Source organism: Nocardia rhamnosiphila NBRC 108938 (genome assembly GCF_000720425.1).
Taxonomy (GTDB): domain Bacteria; phylum Actinomycetota; class Actinomycetes; order Mycobacteriales; family Mycobacteriaceae; genus Nocardia; species Nocardia rhamnosiphila.
The window spans coordinates 173,829-193,942 of record NZ_JOAJ01000007.1; the positions used below are offsets into that span (position 1 = coordinate 173,829).

The window sequence follows — 20,114 nt, forward strand, 5'->3', positions numbered from 1 at the left end:
AGCGTCGAGCATCTGCTCGATCGCACCGGGACCACCACAGCGCCGCCACAGTGCCGCACCCATGAGGGGATCGATGTTCGCTCGATCCAGCACGACAGTACTCTCCCCCTGGGGGAGAGTTGCAAGCCGGATGGACAGAAGGTGGCCGACGTCTCAGCCTGCCAGATCCGAACATCGACTCCGGACGCATCACCACGAGGCGCCGTCAATGACTCCACCCCACACGCGATTCCTGCCCGGACCACCCCTACCACCCCATTCAGGCTATGGCGAGCCGAGGGCCCCGACCATGAAGATGCCACCATCGCCACCGTCTGGCCGTCCCGGTCCTGGCCCGGTCCGGATCCGGCCTCCCACTCTGCACTCGCCTGCGACGACGTCCGCCACCTGCTGCACGTCGCCCGAACCGCCGGCCCCGCGCAGCCACCGGCCAGGACACCACCTGGAAATGCGGCGTCGATACCGCCGAACCAGGCATCCACCGTCTCGGCGTCACCCCGATGTCCAGTTGCGCCGAAGCACCCCCACCCATCAGCCGATCCAGCACACCGGGTGCATTGTGGTTGTCACCCGTGTTTTCGACGGCCCCGATATCGAGCGCGCGAATGCATTGGTGGGCACCATGTTCGCCGTCGGCGCCGACCCCCGAACCGGGGACGATCTCGGCCAACCGCTACGTCAGCCTCGACGGCATCCACGTCACAACTACGTCTTGTGGACCAGCGCCCAAGCCCACCACACCGGCATCGGCAACCCACGCAACCCCTCACCGAGCCCACAGCCGGCCTGGCGTGCTGTCCACGACCTTTCAGCGGCACGCCACGCCCGCACCTCACCGCGCCGAAATAGCAATCCCGCCCCGTACCCCCGGCGGCCCTGCCTCGACCGGTGCACACTGAGAAGGGTTACCGGCGCGGTGCCAGGCGAGCGGTAGCCAGTGCAGCGAGGACAGCGCAGGACAGCGCGAAGGCCATCACCACAGCCATAGGCGTAGGGCTGTGGTGACCGAACAGCCCGACGACCGGAGAAGCCGCGGCCCCGAACAGGAACTGACCACCGCCGAGCAACGCCGACGTGGCGCCCGGTGCGCTGCGTCCCCGGGCCTGGGCAATGGTGACCACAGCGGGAAAGAACACCCCGAACGCGGTCAGCGACACCAGAAGGCACAGCCACGTCACCATCATCGCGGCCCCGACCGTGACCGAAACCGACACCTGCGCCACCGGGCCCGCCAAAGCCGCCACGGCGCTGCCGCACAGCAGTGTTTCCGGGGACCATCGCCGCGCCAACCGCCCATAGGCGAGACTACCCAGCATATTTCCGACCGCGTTCACTCCGTAGGCCACGCTCGCCGCCGCTGCGGTCAGACCATAGACCTCCTGGAACACGAAGGTCGCGCCCGCGATATAGGCGAACACCGCAGCCCCACCGAAAGACAACGCCAGCACCGGCGCCACCACAGCACCACGGGCAGCGACTCCGTAGATCGACCGTAACCCGGCGACCATGCCACCGGGGCGGCGCGCGTGTGGTGGCAGCGACTCCGGGATCCAGAACCACACCCCTACCGCCAGCGCCGATCCAAATACGGCCAGAACGAGAAACACTCCGCGCCACGGCAAAACCAGCAACAGCGCACCGCCGGCGAGCGGCGCCAGCACCGGCGCGGCGGCAGTGATGGATCCCAGACGCGAAAACACATCCGCGATGTCATGATCGTCGAAGACATCGGCGACCACCGCGCGAGACACCACGATGCCCGCCGCCCCGGCCACGCCTTGACCGAACCGCGCCGCGTCCAGGACTGCCACCGTCGGCGCCAGCGCGCACACCACCGACAACACCGCAAACCCGAGCGCCCCCGACAGCAACACCGGCCGCCGACCGGACCCGTCACTCAGCGGCCCCAACACCAACTGGCCGACTATCACCCCGACCAGGAAACCAGTGAGCGACACCTGAGCACCGGAAGTATCGGTACCCAAAGAGCGAGCCAGCTCCGGCAGCGCGGGCACATACATATCGGTGGCCAACGGCGCCGCACCACTGAGACCGGCCATTACCACCAGAAACCGCCCCCGCCGCACCGGCAGCCTCGTCACCGCAGCCTCGCCGTGGCCGCCGGTGCGCTCAGCGGTCACAGGGCCGGTGCCGCACCGTCGCCACGCACCGGCGAGGCCGCTGGGACACCGGTGGCGCGCGTCGATTCGGCGACAGTGCGCAACAGTCCGGCCGCGATCTCGATCACTGAGCGTTCGGCATCGGTCAGTGAGTCCCGCAGCGCGGCCGCCAACCATAGGTTCCCGTCGCGCACATGCTCCCGCAACGCCTCATGCCCTGCCTCGGTGATGACGATGTCGTGCTGCCGGGCATCGACCGCGCTGCGAGCTCGACGGATCCGGCCGGACCCGTCGAGCTCGTTCAACACCCGGGTCAACGACTGAACCTGCATCCCCTCGATCGCGGCGAGCTTCGATGCCGTCAACGGACCACTGTGCGCAAGGTTCGCCAGCACCGACGCCGCCACACGCGTCAACGGCCTGTCGCCGCCGGGCTGTTCGGCCCTCAACCGCGACGACAACCGCGAAACCGCCCACCGCACCGATTCCGCCAACACTATGTCAGCCGCCCTGGACTCGCCCTCAGATGCCATATTTAACAAGCTAAAGCTTTGTAAATATCCGTGTCAATGGGGAATACATCGGAAAGTGCTACGCAATAGCTTGATTGTTCGAGTCGCGAGACTCGGCCGGGACCGGGATGTTCACCTGCTGTTCGCTTGGTTCCTGACATAGATGACTGTCAATATCGACTCATGTCTAAACCGCAGTTGCCGGTGATCCCGGTCCAGGCATGTGACCCAGCACCCCGGGTGCGCCGGCCTCTGACACCGGAAGCGGCGGCCGGGTTGGCCTCGGTGTTCAAGGCGCTCTCGGACCCGGTCCGGTTGCGGCTGCTCAGCTCCATCGCCTCGCGGGCCGGGATGGAGGCGTGCGTGTGTGACCTGTCCGAGGGCATCGACGTGACCCAGCCGACCATTTCCCACCACCTGAAGGTGCTGCGTTCCGCCGGGTTGTTGACCAGCGAACGCCGCGCCTCCTGGGTGTACTACCGGGTCGTACCGCGGGCCTTGCAGCAACTCTCCGAGGCGCTGCTGATGGAGAGCGGCGAGACCGCCGGGGTGAACGCATGAGCGCCACCGGCATCGAGCACGGCGTGGCAGGCAAGCTGTCCACACTCGATCGTTTCCTGCCGGTCTGGATCGGGGTGGCCATGGCGGCCGGGTTGGTGCTGGGCCGGGCGATCCCCGGCCTTGGCCAGGCGCTGGCCGCGGTGGAACTCGACGGGATCTCGCTGCCGATCGCGATCGGGCTACTGATCATGATGTACCCGGTGCTGGCCAAGGTCCGCTACGACCGCCTCGACACCGTCACCGGCGACCGCCGCCTCCTCACCGGGTCCCTGGTGCTGAACTGGCTGCTCGGCCCGGCACTGATGTTCGCGCTGGCGTGGCTGCTACTGCCCGATCTGCCGGAGTACCGGACCGGGTTGATCATCGTCGGGCTGGCCCGGTGTATCGCGATGGTCATCATCTGGAACGACCTCGCCTGCGGGGACCGGGAAGCCGCCGCGGTGCTGGTCGCGATCAACTCGATCTTCCAGGTGATCATGTTCGCGGTCCTGGGCTGGTTCTACCTCTCGGTGCTGCCCGGCTGGCTCGGTCTCGACCAAACCACGATCGAGGCGTCGCCGTCGCAGATCGCGAAATCAGTGCTGATCTTCCTCGGCATCCCCCTGGCCGCCGGGTATCTCACGCGCCGGTTCGGTGAGCGCGCGAAGGGCCGCGACTGGTACGAGACGAAGTTGATCCCGCGGATCGGGCCGTGGGCGCTCTACGGGCTGCTGTTCACCATCGTCGTGTTGTTCGCCCTGCAAGGCGACCGCATCACCTCCCAGCCCCTCGATGTGGTCCGGATCGCGGTCCCGCTGCTGGCCTACTTCGCGATCATGTGGGGTGGCGGATACCTCCTCGGCGCGGCCCTGGGCCTGGGCTACGAGCGCACGACCACAGTGGCGTTCACCGCGGCGGGCAACAACTTCGAACTCGCCATCGCGGTCGCTATCGCCACCTACGGCGCCACCTCCGGGCAAGCCCTGGCCGGGGTCGTCGGCCCATTGATCGAAGTGCCGGTCCTGATAGCCCTCGTCTACGTCTCCCTGGCGCTACGCAACCGCTTCCGCGACACCACCACCGTCCCGGTCGACGCGGGTTCCCGGTGAGCACACCCTCTGTGTTGTTCGTGTGCGTCCGCAACAGCGGTAAATCCCAGATGGCCGCCGCCCTGATGCGCCGGGCCGCCGGGGATCGGGTGACGGCGTACTCGGCAGGCACCGACCCGGGCCCGGGATTGAACCCGCTGGCGGTGCAGGCCGTGGAAGAGCTCGGCGCCGATCTCGCCGGGGAGGCCCCGAAACCGGTCGATCCGCACCTCCTGACCGCGGTGGACCTGGTGGTGGTCCTCGGCCGGGAAGCCCGCCTCGATACCGCCGCCGATATCGAGGTCAGGACCTGGGACACCGATGAACCGTCGCTGCGCGGTATCGACGGGGTCGAGCGAATGCGGCTGGTCCGCGACGATATCGCCGCCCACGTCGACGCCTTGCTGCCCGAACTGCTTGCCCCTGACCATCCATAACCCCATACCCCCTTCTCGAGCATCGGATCTTGTGATGACCGAATCCCCCATTCCCGTGACCACGTTGCGCGCGGATCTGTCCATCGACCAGCACGTGGCGTTCGCCGAACTCGGCGTCTCCACCGTCTGAAAGGCCCTTGTCGTGACCGATAAGCCGAGTGTGTTGTTCGTTTGCGTCCACAATGCCGGACGCTCCCAGATGGCCGCTGGTTTCCTCGCCCACCTCGCAGGCGGTGCGATCGAGGTCCGCTCCGCGGGCAGCGCGCCCGCCGACCGTCTCAACCCCGCTGCGGTGCAGGCCATGGCCGAGGTCGGCATCGATATCACCACCGCGGCCCCGAAGATCCTCACAGCAGACGCCGTGGAGTCCTCGGATGTGGTGATCACCATGGGTTGCGGGGACACCTGCCCGGTGTTCCCCGGTATCAGCTACCGCGACTGGGACCTGGAAGACCCCGCCGGGAAAGGGGTCGAGGCCGTGCGCCCGATCCGTGACCGGATCCGTACGCGGGTGGAGGCGCTCATCGCCGAGCTGTTGCCCGTACACGCCTGAAAACCTTTCCCGCACAACATTATCGAGGAGCGTGATGGCTGGTGCCGAGCCCGCGCCGAGCGCCTGGAACCGAGCGGCTGCACGGTATCGCGCGGAGATCCTCGGTACCGGGGTGGTGATGCTGGCGCCGGTGGTGGGCTGGTGGTCGGTGTATTTGATCGGCCCCGGGCACGACACGGCTCGGGCAGGGCTCATCACGGCCGTAACTATCACTGTCCTGGCCGTGGGCACCGGGGTGTTCCGGTGCCTGACCCGTGATCGAGGACCGGTGCACCATTTCGGTCACTGCCGGTATCGCCGCTCGTCGATACCGCCCGATCGGAAAACTACTGCGGCCAGATTATGCGAAACCACGCGAAGCCACGGTCGACCGGCCAGGCCCCTACGACTTTCCCGGACGGGTTTCCTGGCCCGTGCGGCGTGGGCCGGAAGGGACGTTCGGCCCTGCCGCACGAAGCGGGAGTGCGATCGAATGAAGCGCACAGGTCCGGAGTGGTTGTCGGTATCGGCTCGAGTGGAGGTATCGGGCACGGTGGGTGAGATGAAGTTTCTGGCCGGTAATCCGCGGTTCATGTTCTTCACCGGCAAAGGCGGGGTGGGCAAGACCTCGATCGCCTGTGCGGCGGCAGTGGGGTTGGTGCGGGCGGGGCGGCGGGTACTGCTGGTGTCGACCGATCCGGCGTCGAACGTGGGGCAGGTATTCGGTCTCACGGTCGGTAACACGGTGACCGCGATCTCGGGTGTGCCGGGGTTGTGGGCGCTCGAGATCGACCCCGAACAGGCGGTAGCCGCGTATCGGGAACGGATCCTCGCACCGCTGCGGGGTGTGCTGCCGGAGACCGATATCGCGTCGATGACCGAGCAGTTGTCGGGGTCGTGCACCACCGAGGTGGCCTCGTTCAACGAGTTCACCGCCCTGCTCACCGACGAAACCAGCGACTACGACCACGTGCTGTTCGACACCGCGCCCACCGGCCACACCATCCGGTTGTTGCAGTTGCCGGGCAGCTGGAGCGAATTCCTCACCGGCGGTGGCGACGCCAGCTGTTTGGGCCCGCTGTCGGGGCTGGACAAACAGAAAGCCGTCTATGCCGACGCGGCCGCCGCGCTGGCCGACCCGCACCGTACCCGTCTGGTGCTGGTGGCCCGCCCGTCACGCTCGACGCTGGCCGAGATCGCCCGCACCCGTACCGAACTGGCCACTGTCGGGCTGTCCGATCAGTACGTGGTGATCAACGGCGTACTACCCGAGACCGCTGATTCCAGGGACCCGCTCGTGGCCGCGACCCGCCGCCGTGAGCGCGCCGCGATCGAGGCCATGCCCGCCACCGTCCGGGAACTGCCCCGTGATCTGGTCGAACTGAAGGCCACCAATATCGTCGGTGTCGACGCCTTGACCACTCTGTTCGACCCGACCCCGCCCGTCACCGCCGCGACGACAGCCCCGCCGACAGTGGCAGCTGTGGCCGATGCGCCGTTGGCCGCGCTGATCGAGCAGATCGAACACGACGGACCGTGCCTGATCATGTGCATGGGCAAAGGCGGGGTCGGCAAAACCACCGTGGCCGCAGCGGTCGCGGTAGTGCTGGCCCAACACGGCCACGAAGTGCACCTGTCGACCACCGACCCCGCCGGCGACCTCACCGAAACCGTAGCGGGCAGCCTGGAACACCTGCAGGTCTCGCGCATCGACCCGGCCCGGGCCGTGGCCGACTATCGGGCTCGGGTCATGGCCGGTAAAGGCGCCGGCCTCGACGACGCCGGACGCGCTGCCCTCGCCGAAGACCTGCGCTCACCGTGTACCGACGAAATCGCGGTCTTCCAGGCGTTCTCACATATCGTCGCCGAATCCCGGCGCCGGTTCGTCGTCGTCGACACCGCACCCACCGGCCACACCCTGCTGCTGCTGGATGCCACCGGCTCCTACCATCGCGACATCGTGCGCCAGATGGCGCCCGGCACCCGGTTCATCACCCCGCTGATGCGACTGCAAGACCCCGAAGCCACCAAAGTCCTGCTGGTCACCCTGCCCGAGACCACCCCCGTCCTCGAAGCCGCCGAGCTGCGCGACGATCTGGAACGCGCCGGTATCCATCCCTGGGCCTGGGTCATCGACAACAGCCTCGCCGCCGCCGCACCCACCGACCCGCTGCTACGCCGCCGCGCGACCGCCGAACTCGATCAGATCCAGCAGGTCACCACCCACACCGGCCGCTACGCGGTCATCCCCGCCCTCGCCGGCGAACCTGTCGGCATCCCCGCCCTCGGCGCACTCGGTCGTACCTCCTCACCGGCGTGACCGCCAGGCCGCGGACAACCCTGGCAGGTGCACCCCAGGCTGCACTGTGGGCCGGTCACCTCATCTGCCGGCCGCGCCACCCGCCCGGGCTTCCGGGCCAGGAACCAGGGCCGCAGCCAGCGCACCAGGGTCGACGTGATGGCCCTGGCCAGGCAGCGTTGTACGGGTCGGATCCGCGAGCGCGGCGGTGAGGAGGTCCGCGGCGGTAAGGAGGTAATCGGCGCTGGTGGTGCCGGTGATCACCGTGGTCGGCGCGGTGATCGCGGCGTAGCGACTTACGTCGGGGTCCACACCGGCCAGTACCCGCAGCGTCGTGGCCAGGGTCGGAGCCTGGGCGACCTTGTGCCACCACAACGGATCGGCGCGCAGCGCGGCCAACTCGGCCGGGGAGAACCCACCCGATACCGCGGAGGCGTCCAGGATCAGGCGCTCGTAGTCCCCGTCCGCGATCGCCGCATCCACCGTCGCGAGATCCGGGATCGGGTAGGTGACCGGTAACGGTGGCTCATAGACCGCCAGCCGTGGCACCCGATCCGGTGCGCGCAGCGCGGTTTCCAAGGCCAGGACCGCACCGAAGGAGTAACCGAACACCACCTCGACCTGCCCGACCGCGTCGATCACCGCGGTGATATCGGCGGCCTCGTACGCGATATCCGGGGCCGAGCGCGGGTCCCCGGAGCTACCGTGGCCGCGACAGTCCACTGCCACGACCGTGTAGTGCTCGCCGAGGCGACCGGCCAGCGGCAACATGCTCACCGCGCTACCCAAACCACCGTGCACCGCCACCAGCACCGGGCCCGCGCCTCGGACCAGATAGGTGATCGGCGTACCGTCGGCGGAGATCACGCGACCACCCCGAACCAGCCCCTGCGGGGCCGTGTCCACCGGTGCGGTGGTCATCGCGCAGGCTCCCGGCGGTGTGCCGCCGCCGGCCGTAGGCGCCGGGCCAGATAGGCCGCGTCCCGTCCGACCCCGCGCAGCGAGTTCGACGACGGGGTGCGCTGCCACTCCAACCCGAGGAAACCCAACCCTGGATGGGTCAGCGACAGGCCCTGGCGCTGCCGCGGAATCCCGGTCTCGGTCAGGGCCCCCGTTCCGGTGAGATAAGGCAGGTGCGGGCGGTAACCGGTGGCGAAGATGACCGCATCCACCGGAGTGCGGGTGCCGTCCGGCCACACCACACCCTCGGCTGTGAACGCGGTGAACATCTCCCGCCGCTGCGGCTGCCCGGCCGCGAGCGCGGTCCGGTAGCGGCCGTCATCGAGTACCGGCTGTGTCGGCGCCTGCGTGACGATCCGGCCCAGCGGGGCAGCGTCGAATCCGGTGAGGGAGAACCAGAAATGCACATCCCGGCCCAGCGGGCGCTGCGGAACGAACTTCACCGCCGCCCGACTTGCCAGCACCACCTGCGCGTGCCCGGACAGCTCGGCGGCGATCTGCACCGCGGAGTTCCCCGCCCCCACCACGACCAACTGCTGGTCGGTGAACTCGGCCGGGTTGCGGTAGCTGCTGGCGTGCAGGGTCCGGCCCGCGAACTCGTCCCGCCCGGGGACCGCGGGCACGAATGGGGAACCGAACGACCCGGTCGCTGCGATCACTCGCGGCGCCGTGAACACTGCGCCGGTTCCGGTGGTGATCGTGAATCCGTCGCTGCCGGTGGAGGTGATGGCCTCGACGGGGGTGTCGGTGTGGATATCGGTGTCCAGTGCAGCGGCGTAGGAGCGTAGATAGTCGATCACTTCGTCGCGGCGCGGATACCGATCTGGATCCCCGGGAAATACGCGGCCGGGCAGGGCGCTGTAGCGGGCGGGTGAGAACAGGGTCAGGCTGTCGTAATAGTGGGGCCAGGACCCGGTCGACTCTCCGGTGGCTTCCAAGATTGCGGTTTTCAGGCCTTGGCCCGTGAGGTGGTGGGCGGCGGCCAGGCCGGATTGGCCGCCGCCGATAACCACCGCGTCGTAGTCGTATTCGTTTCTCACAACATCTCTTTCTTCGAAACGGTGATACCGGTGAGAGGCGCGATCACTGCGGCGAGGGCCGCGACGGCACCGAGGACGAGATAGGCGTTGGCGTAGCTTCCGGTCCACGCCGACAGCACCGTGCCCGCCCACGGCGCCAACGCGGACACGATCACCACCGGCGCCGACAACAACCCGTTCAGACGCCCGTAATGGGTGGCGCCCCACCGGTCGGTGATCGCAGTGGCCTGGATCAGCGTGAAGACCCCACGCACCAACCCCACACCAATCGCCACCGCGATCAACACCACCACTGCCGACACCACGCCCAGGAGTGCGGTGGAGGCGGCAAGAGCAGCCAGGACCAGCACGGTGCGGGTGGCAACGCCGGTGTAGCGGGCCAGCGGCAGATACCCGATCCGGCCCAGCACCTGCCCGGCCCCGCTGAGCCCGAGCGCGGTCGCGGCCAGGCCGGGACTGAACCCCTGTTCCCGCAGAAGCGCGACCAGGTTGAAGATGCCGGCGAAACTCGCGAACGCCGCCAAACACATCGTCACGACCAGCGCAGCGAAACGCGGGCTGCGCGCGATCCCGCTGTGGTCGGCGTGCGCCGGCTCGGCCGGGGCCGGTGGATCCGGCCATATCGCCCGCAACCCGAACCAGTGCACCGGCACCGTCAGCACCGCCAGGACCACGGCGAGAACGAGGTACGTGGCGCGCCACTCGGTATGCGCATCCAAGGCGGCAGTGACCGGCGCGAACACCGTGGACGCCAGGCCACCGGCCAGGGTGAGGATCATCAGCGCGGTCACACGCTCAGCACCCCACCAGCGGGTCAACGCGGCGAATGCCGGCGGGTACAACACCGCACCCATCGCTACCCCCGCTGCCAGCCACCCGAGATAGAACACGGCCAGGTTCGGTGCGGCCGCGATCGCGACCAGCGCTGCGACACCGAGAACCGATCCGGCGGTCATCACCCGTCGCGGGCCCGTCCGGTCGATGAGTGCACCGACCGGGATCCCGGTGAGCGCGGTCGCGAGCTGCCCGAGCGAGAACGCCGCGGTGATCGTCGGCGCAGACCACCCCGTGTCCGCGGTGATCGAGGCCGACAACACCGGGAACGCGTAATACAGGATCCCCCAACTCGAGATCTGGGTCAGGCACAGCACCGCCAACACCCGGCGGCGCCCCGCCCGCGGCAAGCCATCAACCGCTGCCGCGGGCGCGGTCTGCACATCGGTCACCCCGAAACCCGGGCGTCTACTTGGCGGCGGCCGGGGCGCAGCACGCAACCGTCGACTCCGCCTCTTCCTCGGGGGCGGGCTCCGCACCGCCGGTGCCGCAGCACGCCTGCACCGCCTCCCCGTCATCCTTCCCGGCGAACTTCGGTTCGGTACCGAAGTGCTCGGTATCGGCCAGCACGGTATAGACCTCCCACCGCTCGGAGTTCGGGCCGGTCACCCACACCTTGTCCTGGGTGGCGAAGCAACACGTCGTCGCTATCTGCTCCTCGGTCAACAGTCCGGCCTCCGACAGGCGCGCGATCTCGGCGTGCACCTGCTCCGAGGACTCCACCTCGACACCGAGGTGGTTCACGCTGCCGCCCTGGCCCGGATTCTCGATCAACACCAGCTTCAGCGGCGGCCGCTCGACCGCGAAGTTCGCATACCCGGGCTTGCGTTTGGCCGGCTGTACGCCGAACAGGGTCGAGTAGAACTCGACGGCCTGTTCCAGATCGTCGACGTTGAGTGCGAGCTGAACACGTGACATCATAACCACCACCTATGTGACATATATCGAAGGATTGACAGCGGCCAGTCTGCCACCTTTTCGACATAAGTCAATATCGTAAGTAGGATGGATTTCATGCCCAAAGCGCTACCAGCCATCGACATGACCACCCCGCTGTGCTGCCCACCGGTCGCGGCCGGCCCGGTCGACGACGAGGCCGCCCTACACGTCGCCCTCCGGCTCAAAGCCCTCGCCGACCCCGTCCGGGTGAAACTGATGTCGCTGTTGCTGGCAAGCCCTGAGGAAGGCCGCAACGGCGGAGAACTCGCCGACGCGGTCGGACTGTCGGAGTCGACGGTCAGTCACCACCTCGGCCAGCTCCGCAAGGCCGGGCTCGTGAACTCCGAACGTCAGGGCATGAGCGTCATCCACCGCGTCCACCGCGACGCGCTGGCAGCACTCTGCGTGGTCCTCGACCCCAACTGCTGCCGGTAACCTGCAACTGAACTGTCGTGCATTCCGGCTCGCGAAAACGGTCAAGCGGTGAGCGTCCAAGCCTCTTGTAACCCGTGAGCCCCCGGCGTGGGTTCCGCGGGCCATGCGCACAGCAATCACGGTATCCACCAGGCGGGCATCGGCCGGTCGACCCCCTGCGCGGCGACGGGCGATTCGCCTCAAGCCGTGGTCTCCTCGAGGTAATGGAGCGGTGTCGACATCAGCTCGGTTGCGAGCAGCATCGTGCCACCGAATGACGATGCGGTTGACCACTGCAAGGCGAACCCAGGACAAGGATTTCGCCGAGGTGCCGACCTGGCCGGGTAAAAGCCTGGAGGACAGCATCAAAGAGGTCCGGCTCAGCTCCCGTGACGCATACGCTCTGAACGGGCCGGAGGCCGCGGCATCCTCCCGGCTCCGTCAGTGACGATCGCAGAACACCTGAATTCTTAATGGGCCCATGGGATGCGGTGGCCGAACAGCGGCAACGATTGCGCTCCGCCGGGGGCGGCCCGGCGGAGCTGACCGGCGCAGAATCCGAACTCCCTCGGACGCGAAAGATTTCGCCAAGACACTCATCTGCGGTTTGTAACCCGTCAAGGGGTAGAGGCGATGGATCATCCGGAATACGCGAACCGTATTCCGGATAGGAGATCGATCATGTCGACTACCATTGTGGCGCGCCACGGATTGCGCTACACCTCGCTTCGGATCGCGCTGCTCGGTGCGCTACTCGCTGCCCCCGCCCTGGCAGCGGCGCCGGCGTCGGCGGAACCAGGGATCGGTCCGATCACGACGCACCTCGCCCTTGTCTCCGATGACTATGACTCCTCCGGCTACGACCGGTGGGGTTATGACCGCCACGGCTACGACCGGTGGGGTTATGACCGCGATGGCTATGACCGCGCCGGCTTCGACACGTGGGGTTACGACGAGGACGGTTACAACGAGGACGGTTACGACCGGTGGGACTATACGCGCGACGGATGCCGTATCGACGGCAACGATCAGAAGTGGGCAATCCGCCGGATCTGCGATGCCTGGCGGGCACGCGTGGCGGCTGCCGGCCCCAACGCCGACCGAACCGGTCTCCTGTAGTAGCCGCACCTGGAAGACGAAAGCCCGCCGCCCGGCTTACCAGCCAGGACGGGTGCCGACCCGGGGAGGATCCCCGAACTCACCGAACGCGTATACGGCATCGCGGATTCGGCCGACGGGAAACTGAAGGGTCCGGCGAGGTGTCCGCTATCGGAGTCGTCTGTGTGACAGTCGGTTCCGCTCCGATTCAGGGTGTAGACGGCCGACCTTCGACTGGTTGGACGTGCTGCTTGTATAGGAAATCCGCAGAGCGGCGGTGGTCCGGTCGAAGCGTGGAAGTGCGCTCGGATTGGAGATCGATGATGTCGACAGCAGCTACGAGTGGCAGGGGCAGGCACCATACCGGACTCAGGGCGGCGCGGTGGACACAGCTGCCCACGCGACCGCATCGATTTCGGCAAACAGGATCTAGTGTTCGTATATTAAATACACTGGCTATTTGCATAATTCGTGGGCAACGAGGACTGGGTGTCCGAGATCGAGGAGTCCGGGAACTGCGGGCCCATGCCAGTGCAGGCTTTCCCTCGTGCGAGCGGAAGATCCAGATTCTGCCTGCCGTCTCCCGGCATCGGTTCGGGAAGGTCGCGCGGCGGCATCGGACTTCCGGTTCGCGAATCCGTCGAGCCTCCCAACTCGGTCGCCGCAGTCGCGGAGGGTTTTTCGCTTCATTGCTTGATCCTTTCTGGGGGTAGCCCGCGAGGGAGAAGATGAGGATTCCGTAGACCGCCAGTCCGAGCAGTATCGGAAGCGGGATGCGGCATTCGGGGTCGAGGGCGACCCACAGCGCGTACGCGGCCGGAGGCAGGCAGAGTACGGCCGCGAGAGTTTCTCCCCAGGCGACCAGTTTGTTCGCCTTCGCGCGGCGGGCCGGATCGGTGAGGGTCGCGTCGGAGATCTTCTCACCGTATCCCTCGCTCGGGCTCGTCGCGACTCCCCGGAATCCTTTCCAGGCCACGAAAGCACAGAGCACGGCCACCGATAGGAATCGACCCGACGGTAAAAGCGTGCATCACCCCTCCTCGGCGAACTCGGGTCGTGCCCGGCCCCTCCTGCCTTTCGCGATGGCACTGCGCCGAGCGCGAGTACCGAGGTGCGTCCAGAGCACGGGCCCTGGCCCGCAGCCAGCTGCGACCGCGGGGCCAGGCCCGGGGCGCAGTTCAGGAGCGCAGATCGCGCCGATCGAACCGAAGGAACCCCAGTGAGACGAGTCCCACGCCGGCCACCAGCAGTACCGCGGTATCGGCCCATTGCATTCCATGACGCAACGGCTCGCCACCGATGTAGTAGTGGAACGGCGAAAGGTATTTCAGCCACTCCGCGCCGATCGCCCCGGCGAGGTTGCCCGCGATATAGGTGAGCACCCCGATACCGACGGAAATCCCCAGCGCCTGACCTCGGTGGCCGAAGGCGGCACCCAAGCCCATGGCCAGCCCACCGAAAGTGATACCGAGCAGCGCCAACTGTATGCATTGGGCGGCGAACTCGCCGATCCCGATCGATTCCAGTTCGGCACCGGAGCGGATGGCCAGCATGCCGACGAACACGAGAACCCCGATGGCGACGGTACCGGTGACCAGTCCGGCGAATCGCTCTACGGCCAGCCGGGTCCGCCCGACCGGATGCGCGAGCAGCAGATCGAGATAACCGGTTTCCTCGTCACCGGCCAGGGCGCGGGCGCCGAACGTGACGCCGAAGGCCATCACCAGCAAGGGCAGCAACAGCCCGAAAACGGTCGACCCGAGGTATCCCTCCGCTGAGCCGATGTCCTGCATTCGCAGCGCTTCGCGCATGGCTTCGGGGTAATTCTGCACGGTTTCGGCCATTCCGCCGCTGCCACCGACTTGCGGGTAGAACGCGGCATACATCACGCCGACCACCGTCGTGCCGATGGTCCAGGCCAGCAGCGCGCGGCGGTTGTCGGCGAGAGTGCGCGTGTAGATGTCAGGCAGCATCGGCTTCTCCGGTGTAGTAGCTGTGGAACAGGTCCTCGAGCGCGGGTTCAGTGACCAGAAGTCCCGCAACGTGGTGCCCGGCCAGGGCGCGCAGCAGGGCGTCGGGACTGCCGGTCACCTGGCAGCGCAGGGTCGAGCCCTCGATCCGCACGTCGGTGACTCCGGCCAGGTTGGTGAAGGCGGTGGTGTCGACGGTACCGGTGAAGGTGACTTCGACGTCTCGGACGGCGTCGGCGCGCAAACCGGCGACGGTGTCGAGTGCGACCAGGCAGCCTTCTCGGATGATGGCCACGCGGTCGGCGACGGCTTCGACTTCGCTCATGATGTGGCTGGACATGAACACCGCCTGCCCGGCCGCGGCGGCCTCGCCGACCATGTCGAGAAAGGTCTGCTGCGCCAGAGGATCCAGGCCGGATGTGGGTTCGTCGAGGATGAGCAGTTCGGGTTCGTGCATGAATGCCTGCACCAGTCCGACTTTTTGGCGGTTGCCCTTCGACAACGCCGAGATCTGCTTGCTCTGATCCAGTTCCAATCGCTCGCACAGGGCGTCGATCCGAGCGGAGCTCGAGCTCACTCCCCCGCGCAACGCAGCCAGAAACCGCAAGGCCGCACCGACCTTCTGCCGACCAGGAGCGACGAAATCGCCGGCGAGGTAGCCGATCCGCTCATGCACCGCGACGGCGTCGGCGCGCGGGTCCATGCCCAGCACGCGGGCAGTGCCGCTGGTCGGGCGGATCAAGTCCAGCAGCAGCCGGATGGTCGTGGATTTCCCGGCCCCGTTGGGACCCAGATACCCGAAGACCTCGCCTCGCTCTACCGACAGTGACAACTCCACCAGACCTCGCGACGAGCCGTAGGTCTTGGTGAGCCCGTTCAGCTCGATTGCTTTCACCATGAGAGAGAAAGTATCCAGGTTTCAAAGATTTGTAAACACTCAGAAAATTCGCAGCTCTGATACCTTCGTAGATATGGGAACCAACGTGCGATTGCGGGACGCGGCGGAGAAACTGGCCCTGACACTCTCGGCCGGCGGCGGAATGCAGCGATCCACCGCCCGCGTACTGACGGCGTTGCTCTACACCGAGCAGGACACGATGACCGCCGCCGATCTGTGCGCGGAGTTGTCGATCAGTTCCGGTGCGGTTTCGACCGCGATCAAACACCTGATCCCGGTCGGACTGATCGAACGGGTTCCCGCGCCGGGTAGCCGCCGTGATCACTATCGTTTCCGCGTGGGCGCCTGGGCCGCGCTGATGTCGCAGCAGAACACAATGCTGGTCACCATGCGCGATTCGGCGCAGGAAGGTATCGACGCCACCGGCCCCGACACCGTCACCGCGCGGCGTCTGCACGAGATGGGGGACTTCTACACCTTCATGCTCAACGAACTCGTGCCGCTGATCGAGCGCTGGCGCGAGCGATACAGCGCCGAGCACCCCTGGCCGGCCTGACTCGGCAGGCTCCGCGGCGTAGAAAGCGGTGCCGTCCTGTATCGGAAGGCAGTAGGACGGCGCCCGACCGGGTCGCGGTTTGCGTTCGCCGCGGTCTATACGGCATCTTTGCGGTAGGAGAGCCGGGAAGTCTGGTCGGCGCACCTGGCCCGGATTCGGGCCGGGGTCGCCGCCGACGAAAGACGACCCTCGCTGATGAGTTCTCCCCGCTCCCGCCCCACTTTGTTCGCTCGCGGTTCCTGGCCCGAAGCGCGGCGGATCACCGCCATTCTGCGCACCGAAACCGCCGGGGGCGTGCTGTTGATCATCGCCGCGGCCATCGGTTTGATCTGGGCCAACACTCCCTGGTCGGGCGCCTACGAAGCGTTGCGCGATGTCCAGTTAGGGCCGTCGGCCCTGCACCTGAATCTGTCGCTGGAGACCTGGGCCGCCGACGGCCTGTTGGCGGTGTTCTTCTTCGTCGTCGGCTTGGAACTCAAACGCGAATTCGTCGCCGGTGATCTACGCGATCCGCGCCGGGCGGCGCTGCCGGTGGTGGCCGCGGTCGGTGGCATGGTCGGCCCGGCATTGATCTTCCTGGCAGTCAACGCCGGTAACGGCGACGCCGTACGGGGGTGGGCGATTCCTACGGCCACCGATATCGCGTTCGCGCTGGCAGTACTGGCGGTGGTGAGCTCGCATCTGCCCACCGCGCTACGCACGTTCTTACTCACCCTCGCCGTGGTCGACGATCTGCTCGCGGTGACAGTGATCGCGATCTTCTACACCGACGAACTCCAGCTGCCCTACCTGGGCCTGGCACTGATACCGCTGGCAGTCTTTGCTGTCGCGGTGCAGCGGGGAGTCCGGTCGGTGTGGGTGCTGGCGCCGCTGGCGATGCTGACGTGGTGGCTGGTGCACGAGTCCGGTGTGCACGCCACGGTCGCCGGGGTCTTGCTGGGCTTCACCGTGCCGGTGCTAACCACACGCTCGGGTAAGGGCGATCCCACGGCGCAGGATCCGGGGCTCGCCGAGTGGTTCGAGCACAAGATCCGGCCGTTGTCCGCCGGAATCGCGGTGCCGATCTTCGCGTTCTTCGCCGCCGGGGTCACCATCGGCGGGCTCGACGGCATGGTGGATTCACTCACCGACCGGGTCACCCTCGGCATCGTCGTGGGCCTGGTGGCCGGTAAAGCACTGGGCATCCTGGCCACCACGTTCGCCACTGCCAAACTGACCCGCGCCGAATTGGACTCCGATCTGAGCTGGGTCGATGTCATCGGGGTAGCCCTGCTCGGCGGTATCGGGTTCACCGTGTCGCTGCTGATCGGGGAACTGGCCTTCGCCGGCCAACCGCGATGGGAAGACCATGTCCGCATCGGCGTCCTGGTCGGCACCCTCACCGCAGCATTGCTGGCGGCCATCGTGTTGCGGCTGCGCAATCGTGTCTATCGCCGCATCGCCGAAGAAGAAGCCCGCGACGACGACAACGACGGCGTCCCCGACATCTACCAGCAAGGGAAATAGCCATGCCGTCTGCTTTCGATTCAGAGCCCACACCGGAAAAAGGCGGTCGGCGGATGGCTTCGGCTTACGTCAATACCGCCAGCGGTGAGGTGATCCGGCTGTGGTGTACCGAGCAACTACAGAACTGGCGCACCACCCACCGGCGATGGACCATCGCGACCTCGGCCGGGCCCACCCGCATGGTCGCTCTCGGCCATGCTCACAAGTCAGGGCCCGTGGTCGTGGTGGTCCCGGGAACGAACATGAACACCGCAGCCTGCCTGCCGTTTCTTGCGGAGCTGGCGACGCGATACCGGGTCATCGCTGTCGATATCCCGGGCCAGCCCGGCCTCAGCGCATCCCAGCGACCGCGCAGAGACCGGATGACCTGGTACGCGCGGTGGCTCGACGAGGTACTCGCGCAGACCGTGCCCGAAACTGCCGTGTTACTCGGACATTCACTGGGCGGCGCGATCGCACTCGCCGCCACCTCTCAACGGGTCGTCGGCCGGGTACTGATTGCGCCGGCCGGACTTGTTCGCCTGGCGGTGCCGCCGCGCCTGCTCGCCGCGACCCTGGCCTGGCTCGCCGCGCCTTCACCGGAGCGCACCGACCGACTTCTGCAATTGATGACAGCACCGACACATGCCGCCGACCCACATCTCGTCGAATGGATGACCCTGGTCGCCCGCTACTGCCGGACAACCCTGGCACCCGCGCCACTGGCACCCGAACTACTCGACAGCTGCCGGTCGGTCCCCTGTGTAGTGGCCACAGGAGCGCATGACATCTTCCTGCCCCGGGGCCGCCTGGAACCCGCCGTGCGCGACCGATTCGGAACCGAACTGCGCGTACTTGCCGACTGCGGCCACCTGGCCCTTGACGACAACCCGACCGCGGTCATAGAGCTGCTCGACGACCTCACCGGACGCCTGTGATGCCGGCCGGGCCTGCCAAGGAGCGAGGCCTCCGGCCGGAGCGCCGGCCGACCCCCTTTCACCTGGTGAGGTCGCGTGCTCAACGGCTGCGGGATCGGGACGGGCAAGTCCAGCTCCGCGAACCACATACATGGAGGGCAGGGCCGGTTCGGCGATTGGCTTCGATGTCGAATTCCTTCCCGGTCCGGGGGATCCGATAGTCGGGTGGCTCGGACACTTATTCTGACCGGTGTGGTGCGCAGCGAGTGGGAAAAGGTCCTTGATTCCAACCGGCGAGCTCTGATCCGCGCAGTGCAACCTCTCACCGACGAACAAAGTCGCCGACGAATGGTTCCGTCATTGACCACTCCGATCGGGCTGATCAAACATTGCGGCGCCGCTGAGCGGGTATGGTTCCAGCGCACCATCGACGGACTCGATGAGTCCCGGTGCGATGGCTATGCACGCGGTGATGACTATGGCTGGATGGTCCCGCCCGAACAGACACTGGCCCAGGTCATCGCCGAGTACGAGAGCGCCGCGGCCCGGTCCCGGGCGATCGCGCGGACCGTGTCCGATGATGAGGTCTTCGTGCATTACCGGCGCGGCACGGTCAGCTTCTCCTGGATCTGCGCACACATGATCGAGGAACTCGCCCGCCACGCAGGGCATGCCGACATCCTGGTTGAGCAGATCCTCGCCGCGGACGGTAACTCGGGACCGCGCTGACAAGGAATCCCGACTGCTGGACCGAAAAGTCGCGCTCCGCCGGACCAGAAACCTCGCCGCCGTGCTGCCGGAACGCGAGGGGCGAACGCTCAGTGCCATCGAAATTCACGGACACTCGATCTTGAAACCGGCCCGACCGCCGTCGGAATCGATGGACAACCGCCGCCCTGTCATGGATGCAGCCAACCACAGGCGGTGTGCAGGTCATTCGGTGTCGGGGAACATCTCGCGGCGGTGTTTCTGCCAGCGGGTCATCATCTCGGGGAGCTCGGCACGCATGAACCGGTAGTACTCCAGGGTCTCGCGGACCCGACGACCGCCGGGACGGGCCGCGTCGAGCAGTTCGACGCCGTCGCTGAGGAACCGCAACGCCCGGTCGAGCGATTCCTGACGCTGGGCGGTGATCGCGTACCAGACATCCTCGTCGTACACACGATAGGTGTCGGCCCGCGCCCCGGGTTCGCGTTCCCGGCCGAGCAACCCGGCTTGGACGAGGTAGCGGACGGCTCCCGAGACTGCGGCCGGACTGACCTGTAGGCCCGTGGAGAGTTCCTGGGCGGTGTAGCGCTCGGCATCGTCGGCGAGGACGTAGGCGAAGACCCGGGCCGCCATCCGTGGCGTGCCCGAGTCCGCGAGCATCAGCGCGAATTGCTCGACGAACCGCAGGACCGCCTGCTCCTGCTGGTCCTGCTCGTCCACACAGACCTCCTCTACCCCTATCGACACGTTCAGCTACATCATAGCCT

Annotated in this window: 21 protein-coding genes; 12 read left to right on the forward strand and 9 right to left on the reverse strand. The window is 67.0% G+C overall.

Annotation, left to right across the window (positions count from 1 at the left end; genetic code table 11):
- Positions 1-905: 905 nt before the first annotated feature.
- Both IG75_RS0122970 and IG75_RS0122975 read right to left on the reverse strand, forming a co-directional pair.
- Positions 906-2,141, reverse strand: a complete 1,236-nt coding sequence (locus tag IG75_RS0122970) for a Bcr/CflA family efflux MFS transporter (RefSeq protein WP_030523528.1) — start codon at positions 2,139-2,141, stop codon at positions 906-908.
- Positions 2,138-2,653 (reverse strand): MarR family winged helix-turn-helix transcriptional regulator, encoded by a 516-nt coding sequence (locus IG75_RS0122975; RefSeq protein ID WP_030525937.1) that lies wholly within the window; start codon positions 2,651-2,653, stop codon positions 2,138-2,140. Before IG75_RS0122975 ends, IG75_RS0122970 begins: the two co-directional genes overlap by 4 nt.
- A 162-nt stretch (positions 2,654-2,815) precedes the next feature.
- Here IG75_RS0122975 and IG75_RS0122980 point away from each other — a divergent pair, with 162 nt between their 5' ends.
- From IG75_RS0122980 to arsA, 5 genes are all read left to right on the forward strand, one after another.
- A complete protein-coding gene (locus tag IG75_RS0122980) occupies positions 2,816-3,193 on the forward strand; it encodes an ArsR/SmtB family transcription factor (protein WP_030523526.1) in 378 nt (125 codons plus the stop codon).
- A complete protein-coding gene (gene arsB, locus IG75_RS0122985) occupies positions 3,190-4,281 on the forward strand; it encodes an ACR3 family arsenite efflux transporter (protein ID WP_030523525.1) in 1,092 nt (363 codons plus the stop codon). The genes IG75_RS0122980 and arsB overlap by 4 nt, the downstream gene beginning before the upstream one ends.
- Positions 4,278-4,697, forward strand: coding sequence for an arsenate-mycothiol transferase ArsC (locus IG75_RS0122990; RefSeq protein ID WP_030523524.1), 420 nt, complete (start codon positions 4,278-4,280; stop codon positions 4,695-4,697). The genes arsB and IG75_RS0122990 overlap by 4 nt, the downstream gene beginning before the upstream one ends.
- A 142-nt stretch (positions 4,698-4,839) precedes the next feature.
- The gene (locus IG75_RS0123000; protein ID WP_030523523.1) at positions 4,840-5,250 is read left to right on the forward strand and encodes an arsenate reductase ArsC; all 411 of its coding nucleotides are present in this window, start codon (positions 4,840-4,842) and stop codon (positions 5,248-5,250) included.
- A 541-nt stretch (positions 5,251-5,791) separates the two neighbouring features.
- A complete protein-coding gene (arsA, locus tag IG75_RS0123005; protein WP_030523522.1) occupies positions 5,792-7,549 on the forward strand; it encodes an arsenical pump-driving ATPase in 1,758 nt (585 codons plus the stop codon).
- Between the two features lie 60 nt (positions 7,550-7,609).
- On the opposite strand, the gene IG75_RS0123010 is transcribed toward arsA, so the two are convergent.
- The 4 genes from IG75_RS0123010 to IG75_RS0123025 are packed head-to-tail and all read right to left on the reverse strand — an operon-like array spanning position 7,610 to position 11,280.
- Complete coding sequence (locus IG75_RS0123010; protein ID WP_051714847.1) at positions 7,610-8,449, reverse strand: alpha/beta fold hydrolase; 840 nt, start codon at positions 8,447-8,449, stop codon at positions 7,610-7,612.
- The gene (locus IG75_RS0123015) at positions 8,446-9,528 is read right to left on the reverse strand and encodes a flavin-containing monooxygenase (RefSeq protein WP_030525938.1); all 1,083 of its coding nucleotides are present in this window, start codon (positions 9,526-9,528) and stop codon (positions 8,446-8,448) included. Before IG75_RS0123015 ends, IG75_RS0123010 begins: the two co-directional genes overlap by 4 nt.
- On the reverse strand, positions 9,525-10,754 hold the full coding sequence (locus tag IG75_RS0123020; protein WP_373863768.1) for an MFS transporter: 1,230 nt from the start codon (positions 10,752-10,754) through the stop codon (positions 9,525-9,527). The genes IG75_RS0123015 and IG75_RS0123020 overlap by 4 nt, the downstream gene beginning before the upstream one ends.
- Before the next feature lie 16 nt (positions 10,755-10,770).
- Complete coding sequence (locus IG75_RS0123025) at positions 10,771-11,280, reverse strand: ArsI/CadI family heavy metal resistance metalloenzyme (protein ID WP_030523518.1); 510 nt, start codon at positions 11,278-11,280, stop codon at positions 10,771-10,773.
- A gap of 96 nt (positions 11,281-11,376) precedes the next feature.
- Here IG75_RS0123025 and IG75_RS0123030 point away from each other — a divergent pair, with 96 nt between their 5' ends.
- From IG75_RS0123030 to IG75_RS0123040, 3 genes are all read left to right on the forward strand, one after another.
- Complete coding sequence (locus IG75_RS0123030; RefSeq protein ID WP_030523517.1) at positions 11,377-11,736, forward strand: Rv2640c family ArsR-like transcriptional regulator; 360 nt, start codon at positions 11,377-11,379, stop codon at positions 11,734-11,736.
- A gap of 253 nt (positions 11,737-11,989) precedes the next feature.
- Positions 11,990-12,163 (forward strand): hypothetical protein, encoded by a 174-nt coding sequence (locus IG75_RS39270; protein ID WP_156059098.1) that lies wholly within the window; start codon positions 11,990-11,992, stop codon positions 12,161-12,163.
- A gap of 233 nt (positions 12,164-12,396) precedes the next feature.
- Positions 12,397-12,834: a hypothetical protein gene (locus IG75_RS0123040; protein ID WP_156059096.1), complete on the forward strand. Its 438-nt coding sequence runs from the start codon at positions 12,397-12,399 to the stop codon at positions 12,832-12,834.
- 1,157 nt (positions 12,835-13,991) lie between these two features.
- Here the strand turns inward: IG75_RS0123040 and IG75_RS0123045 are convergent.
- Entirely contained in the window at positions 13,992-14,786 is a 795-nt protein-coding gene (locus tag IG75_RS0123045; RefSeq protein WP_030523515.1) for an ABC transporter permease subunit, read from the reverse strand.
- Positions 14,776-15,681 carry an ABC transporter ATP-binding protein gene (locus IG75_RS0123050; RefSeq protein ID WP_030523514.1) on the reverse strand — a complete coding sequence of 302 codons (906 nt, stop codon included), beginning with the start codon at positions 15,679-15,681 and terminating at the stop codon, positions 14,776-14,778. Before IG75_RS0123050 ends, IG75_RS0123045 begins: the two co-directional genes overlap by 11 nt.
- Before the next feature lie 91 nt (positions 15,682-15,772).
- On the opposite strand from IG75_RS0123050, the gene IG75_RS0123055 reads away from it, so the two are divergent.
- The 4 genes from IG75_RS0123055 (at position 15,773) to IG75_RS0123070 (ending at position 19,368) form a co-directional block, all read left to right on the forward strand.
- Positions 15,773-16,237: a GbsR/MarR family transcriptional regulator gene (locus tag IG75_RS0123055; protein ID WP_030523513.1), complete on the forward strand. Its 465-nt coding sequence runs from the start codon at positions 15,773-15,775 to the stop codon at positions 16,235-16,237.
- 195 nt (positions 16,238-16,432) lie between these two features.
- Complete coding sequence (gene nhaA / locus IG75_RS0123060; RefSeq protein WP_030523512.1) at positions 16,433-17,743, forward strand: Na+/H+ antiporter NhaA; 1,311 nt, start codon at positions 16,433-16,435, stop codon at positions 17,741-17,743.
- A gap of 53 nt (positions 17,744-17,796) precedes the next feature.
- A complete protein-coding gene (locus tag IG75_RS0123065; protein ID WP_030523511.1) occupies positions 17,797-18,660 on the forward strand; it encodes an alpha/beta fold hydrolase in 864 nt (287 codons plus the stop codon).
- A 231-nt stretch (positions 18,661-18,891) separates the two neighbouring features.
- A complete protein-coding gene (locus IG75_RS0123070) occupies positions 18,892-19,368 on the forward strand; it encodes a DinB family protein (RefSeq protein ID WP_245713280.1) in 477 nt (158 codons plus the stop codon).
- Between the two features lie 204 nt (positions 19,369-19,572).
- Here the strand turns inward: IG75_RS0123070 and IG75_RS0123075 are convergent, their stop codons facing one another.
- On the reverse strand, positions 19,573-20,067 hold the full coding sequence (locus tag IG75_RS0123075) for a GbsR/MarR family transcriptional regulator (protein ID WP_030523509.1): 495 nt from the start codon (positions 20,065-20,067) through the stop codon (positions 19,573-19,575).
- Positions 20,068-20,114 lie beyond the last annotated feature (47 nt).

Coding starts and splice junctions, on each gene's coding strand:
- nhaA (WP_030523512.1), top strand. CDS start 16,433: ATGAGTTCTCCCCGCTCCCGCCCCACTTTGTTCGCTCGCGGTTCCTGG.
- IG75_RS0123030 (WP_030523517.1), top strand. CDS start 11,377: ATGCCCAAAGCGCTACCAGCCATCGACATGACCACCCCGCTGTGCTGC.
- IG75_RS0122975 (WP_030525937.1), bottom strand. CDS start 2,653: ATGGCATCTGAGGGCGAGTCCAGGGCGGCTGACATAGTGTTGGCGGAA.
- IG75_RS0123040 (WP_156059096.1), top strand. CDS start 12,397: ATGTCGACTACCATTGTGGCGCGCCACGGATTGCGCTACACCTCGCTT.
- IG75_RS0123050 (WP_030523514.1), bottom strand. CDS start 15,681: ATGGTGAAAGCAATCGAGCTGAACGGGCTCACCAAGACCTACGGCTCG.
- IG75_RS0123010 (WP_051714847.1), bottom strand. CDS start 8,449: ATGACCACCGCACCGGTGGACACGGCCCCGCAGGGGCTGGTTCGGGGT.
- arsB (WP_030523525.1), top strand. CDS start 3,190: ATGAGCGCCACCGGCATCGAGCACGGCGTGGCAGGCAAGCTGTCCACA.
- IG75_RS39270 (WP_156059098.1), top strand. CDS start 11,990: ATGACGATGCGGTTGACCACTGCAAGGCGAACCCAGGACAAGGATTTC.
- IG75_RS0123065 (WP_030523511.1), top strand. CDS start 17,797: ATGGCTTCGGCTTACGTCAATACCGCCAGCGGTGAGGTGATCCGGCTG.
- IG75_RS0123045 (WP_030523515.1), bottom strand. CDS start 14,786: ATGCTGCCTGACATCTACACGCGCACTCTCGCCGACAACCGCCGCGCG.
- arsA (WP_030523522.1), top strand. CDS start 5,792: ATGAAGTTTCTGGCCGGTAATCCGCGGTTCATGTTCTTCACCGGCAAA.
- IG75_RS0123025 (WP_030523518.1), bottom strand. CDS start 11,280: ATGTCACGTGTTCAGCTCGCACTCAACGTCGACGATCTGGAACAGGCC.
- IG75_RS0122980 (WP_030523526.1), top strand. CDS start 2,816: ATGTCTAAACCGCAGTTGCCGGTGATCCCGGTCCAGGCATGTGACCCA.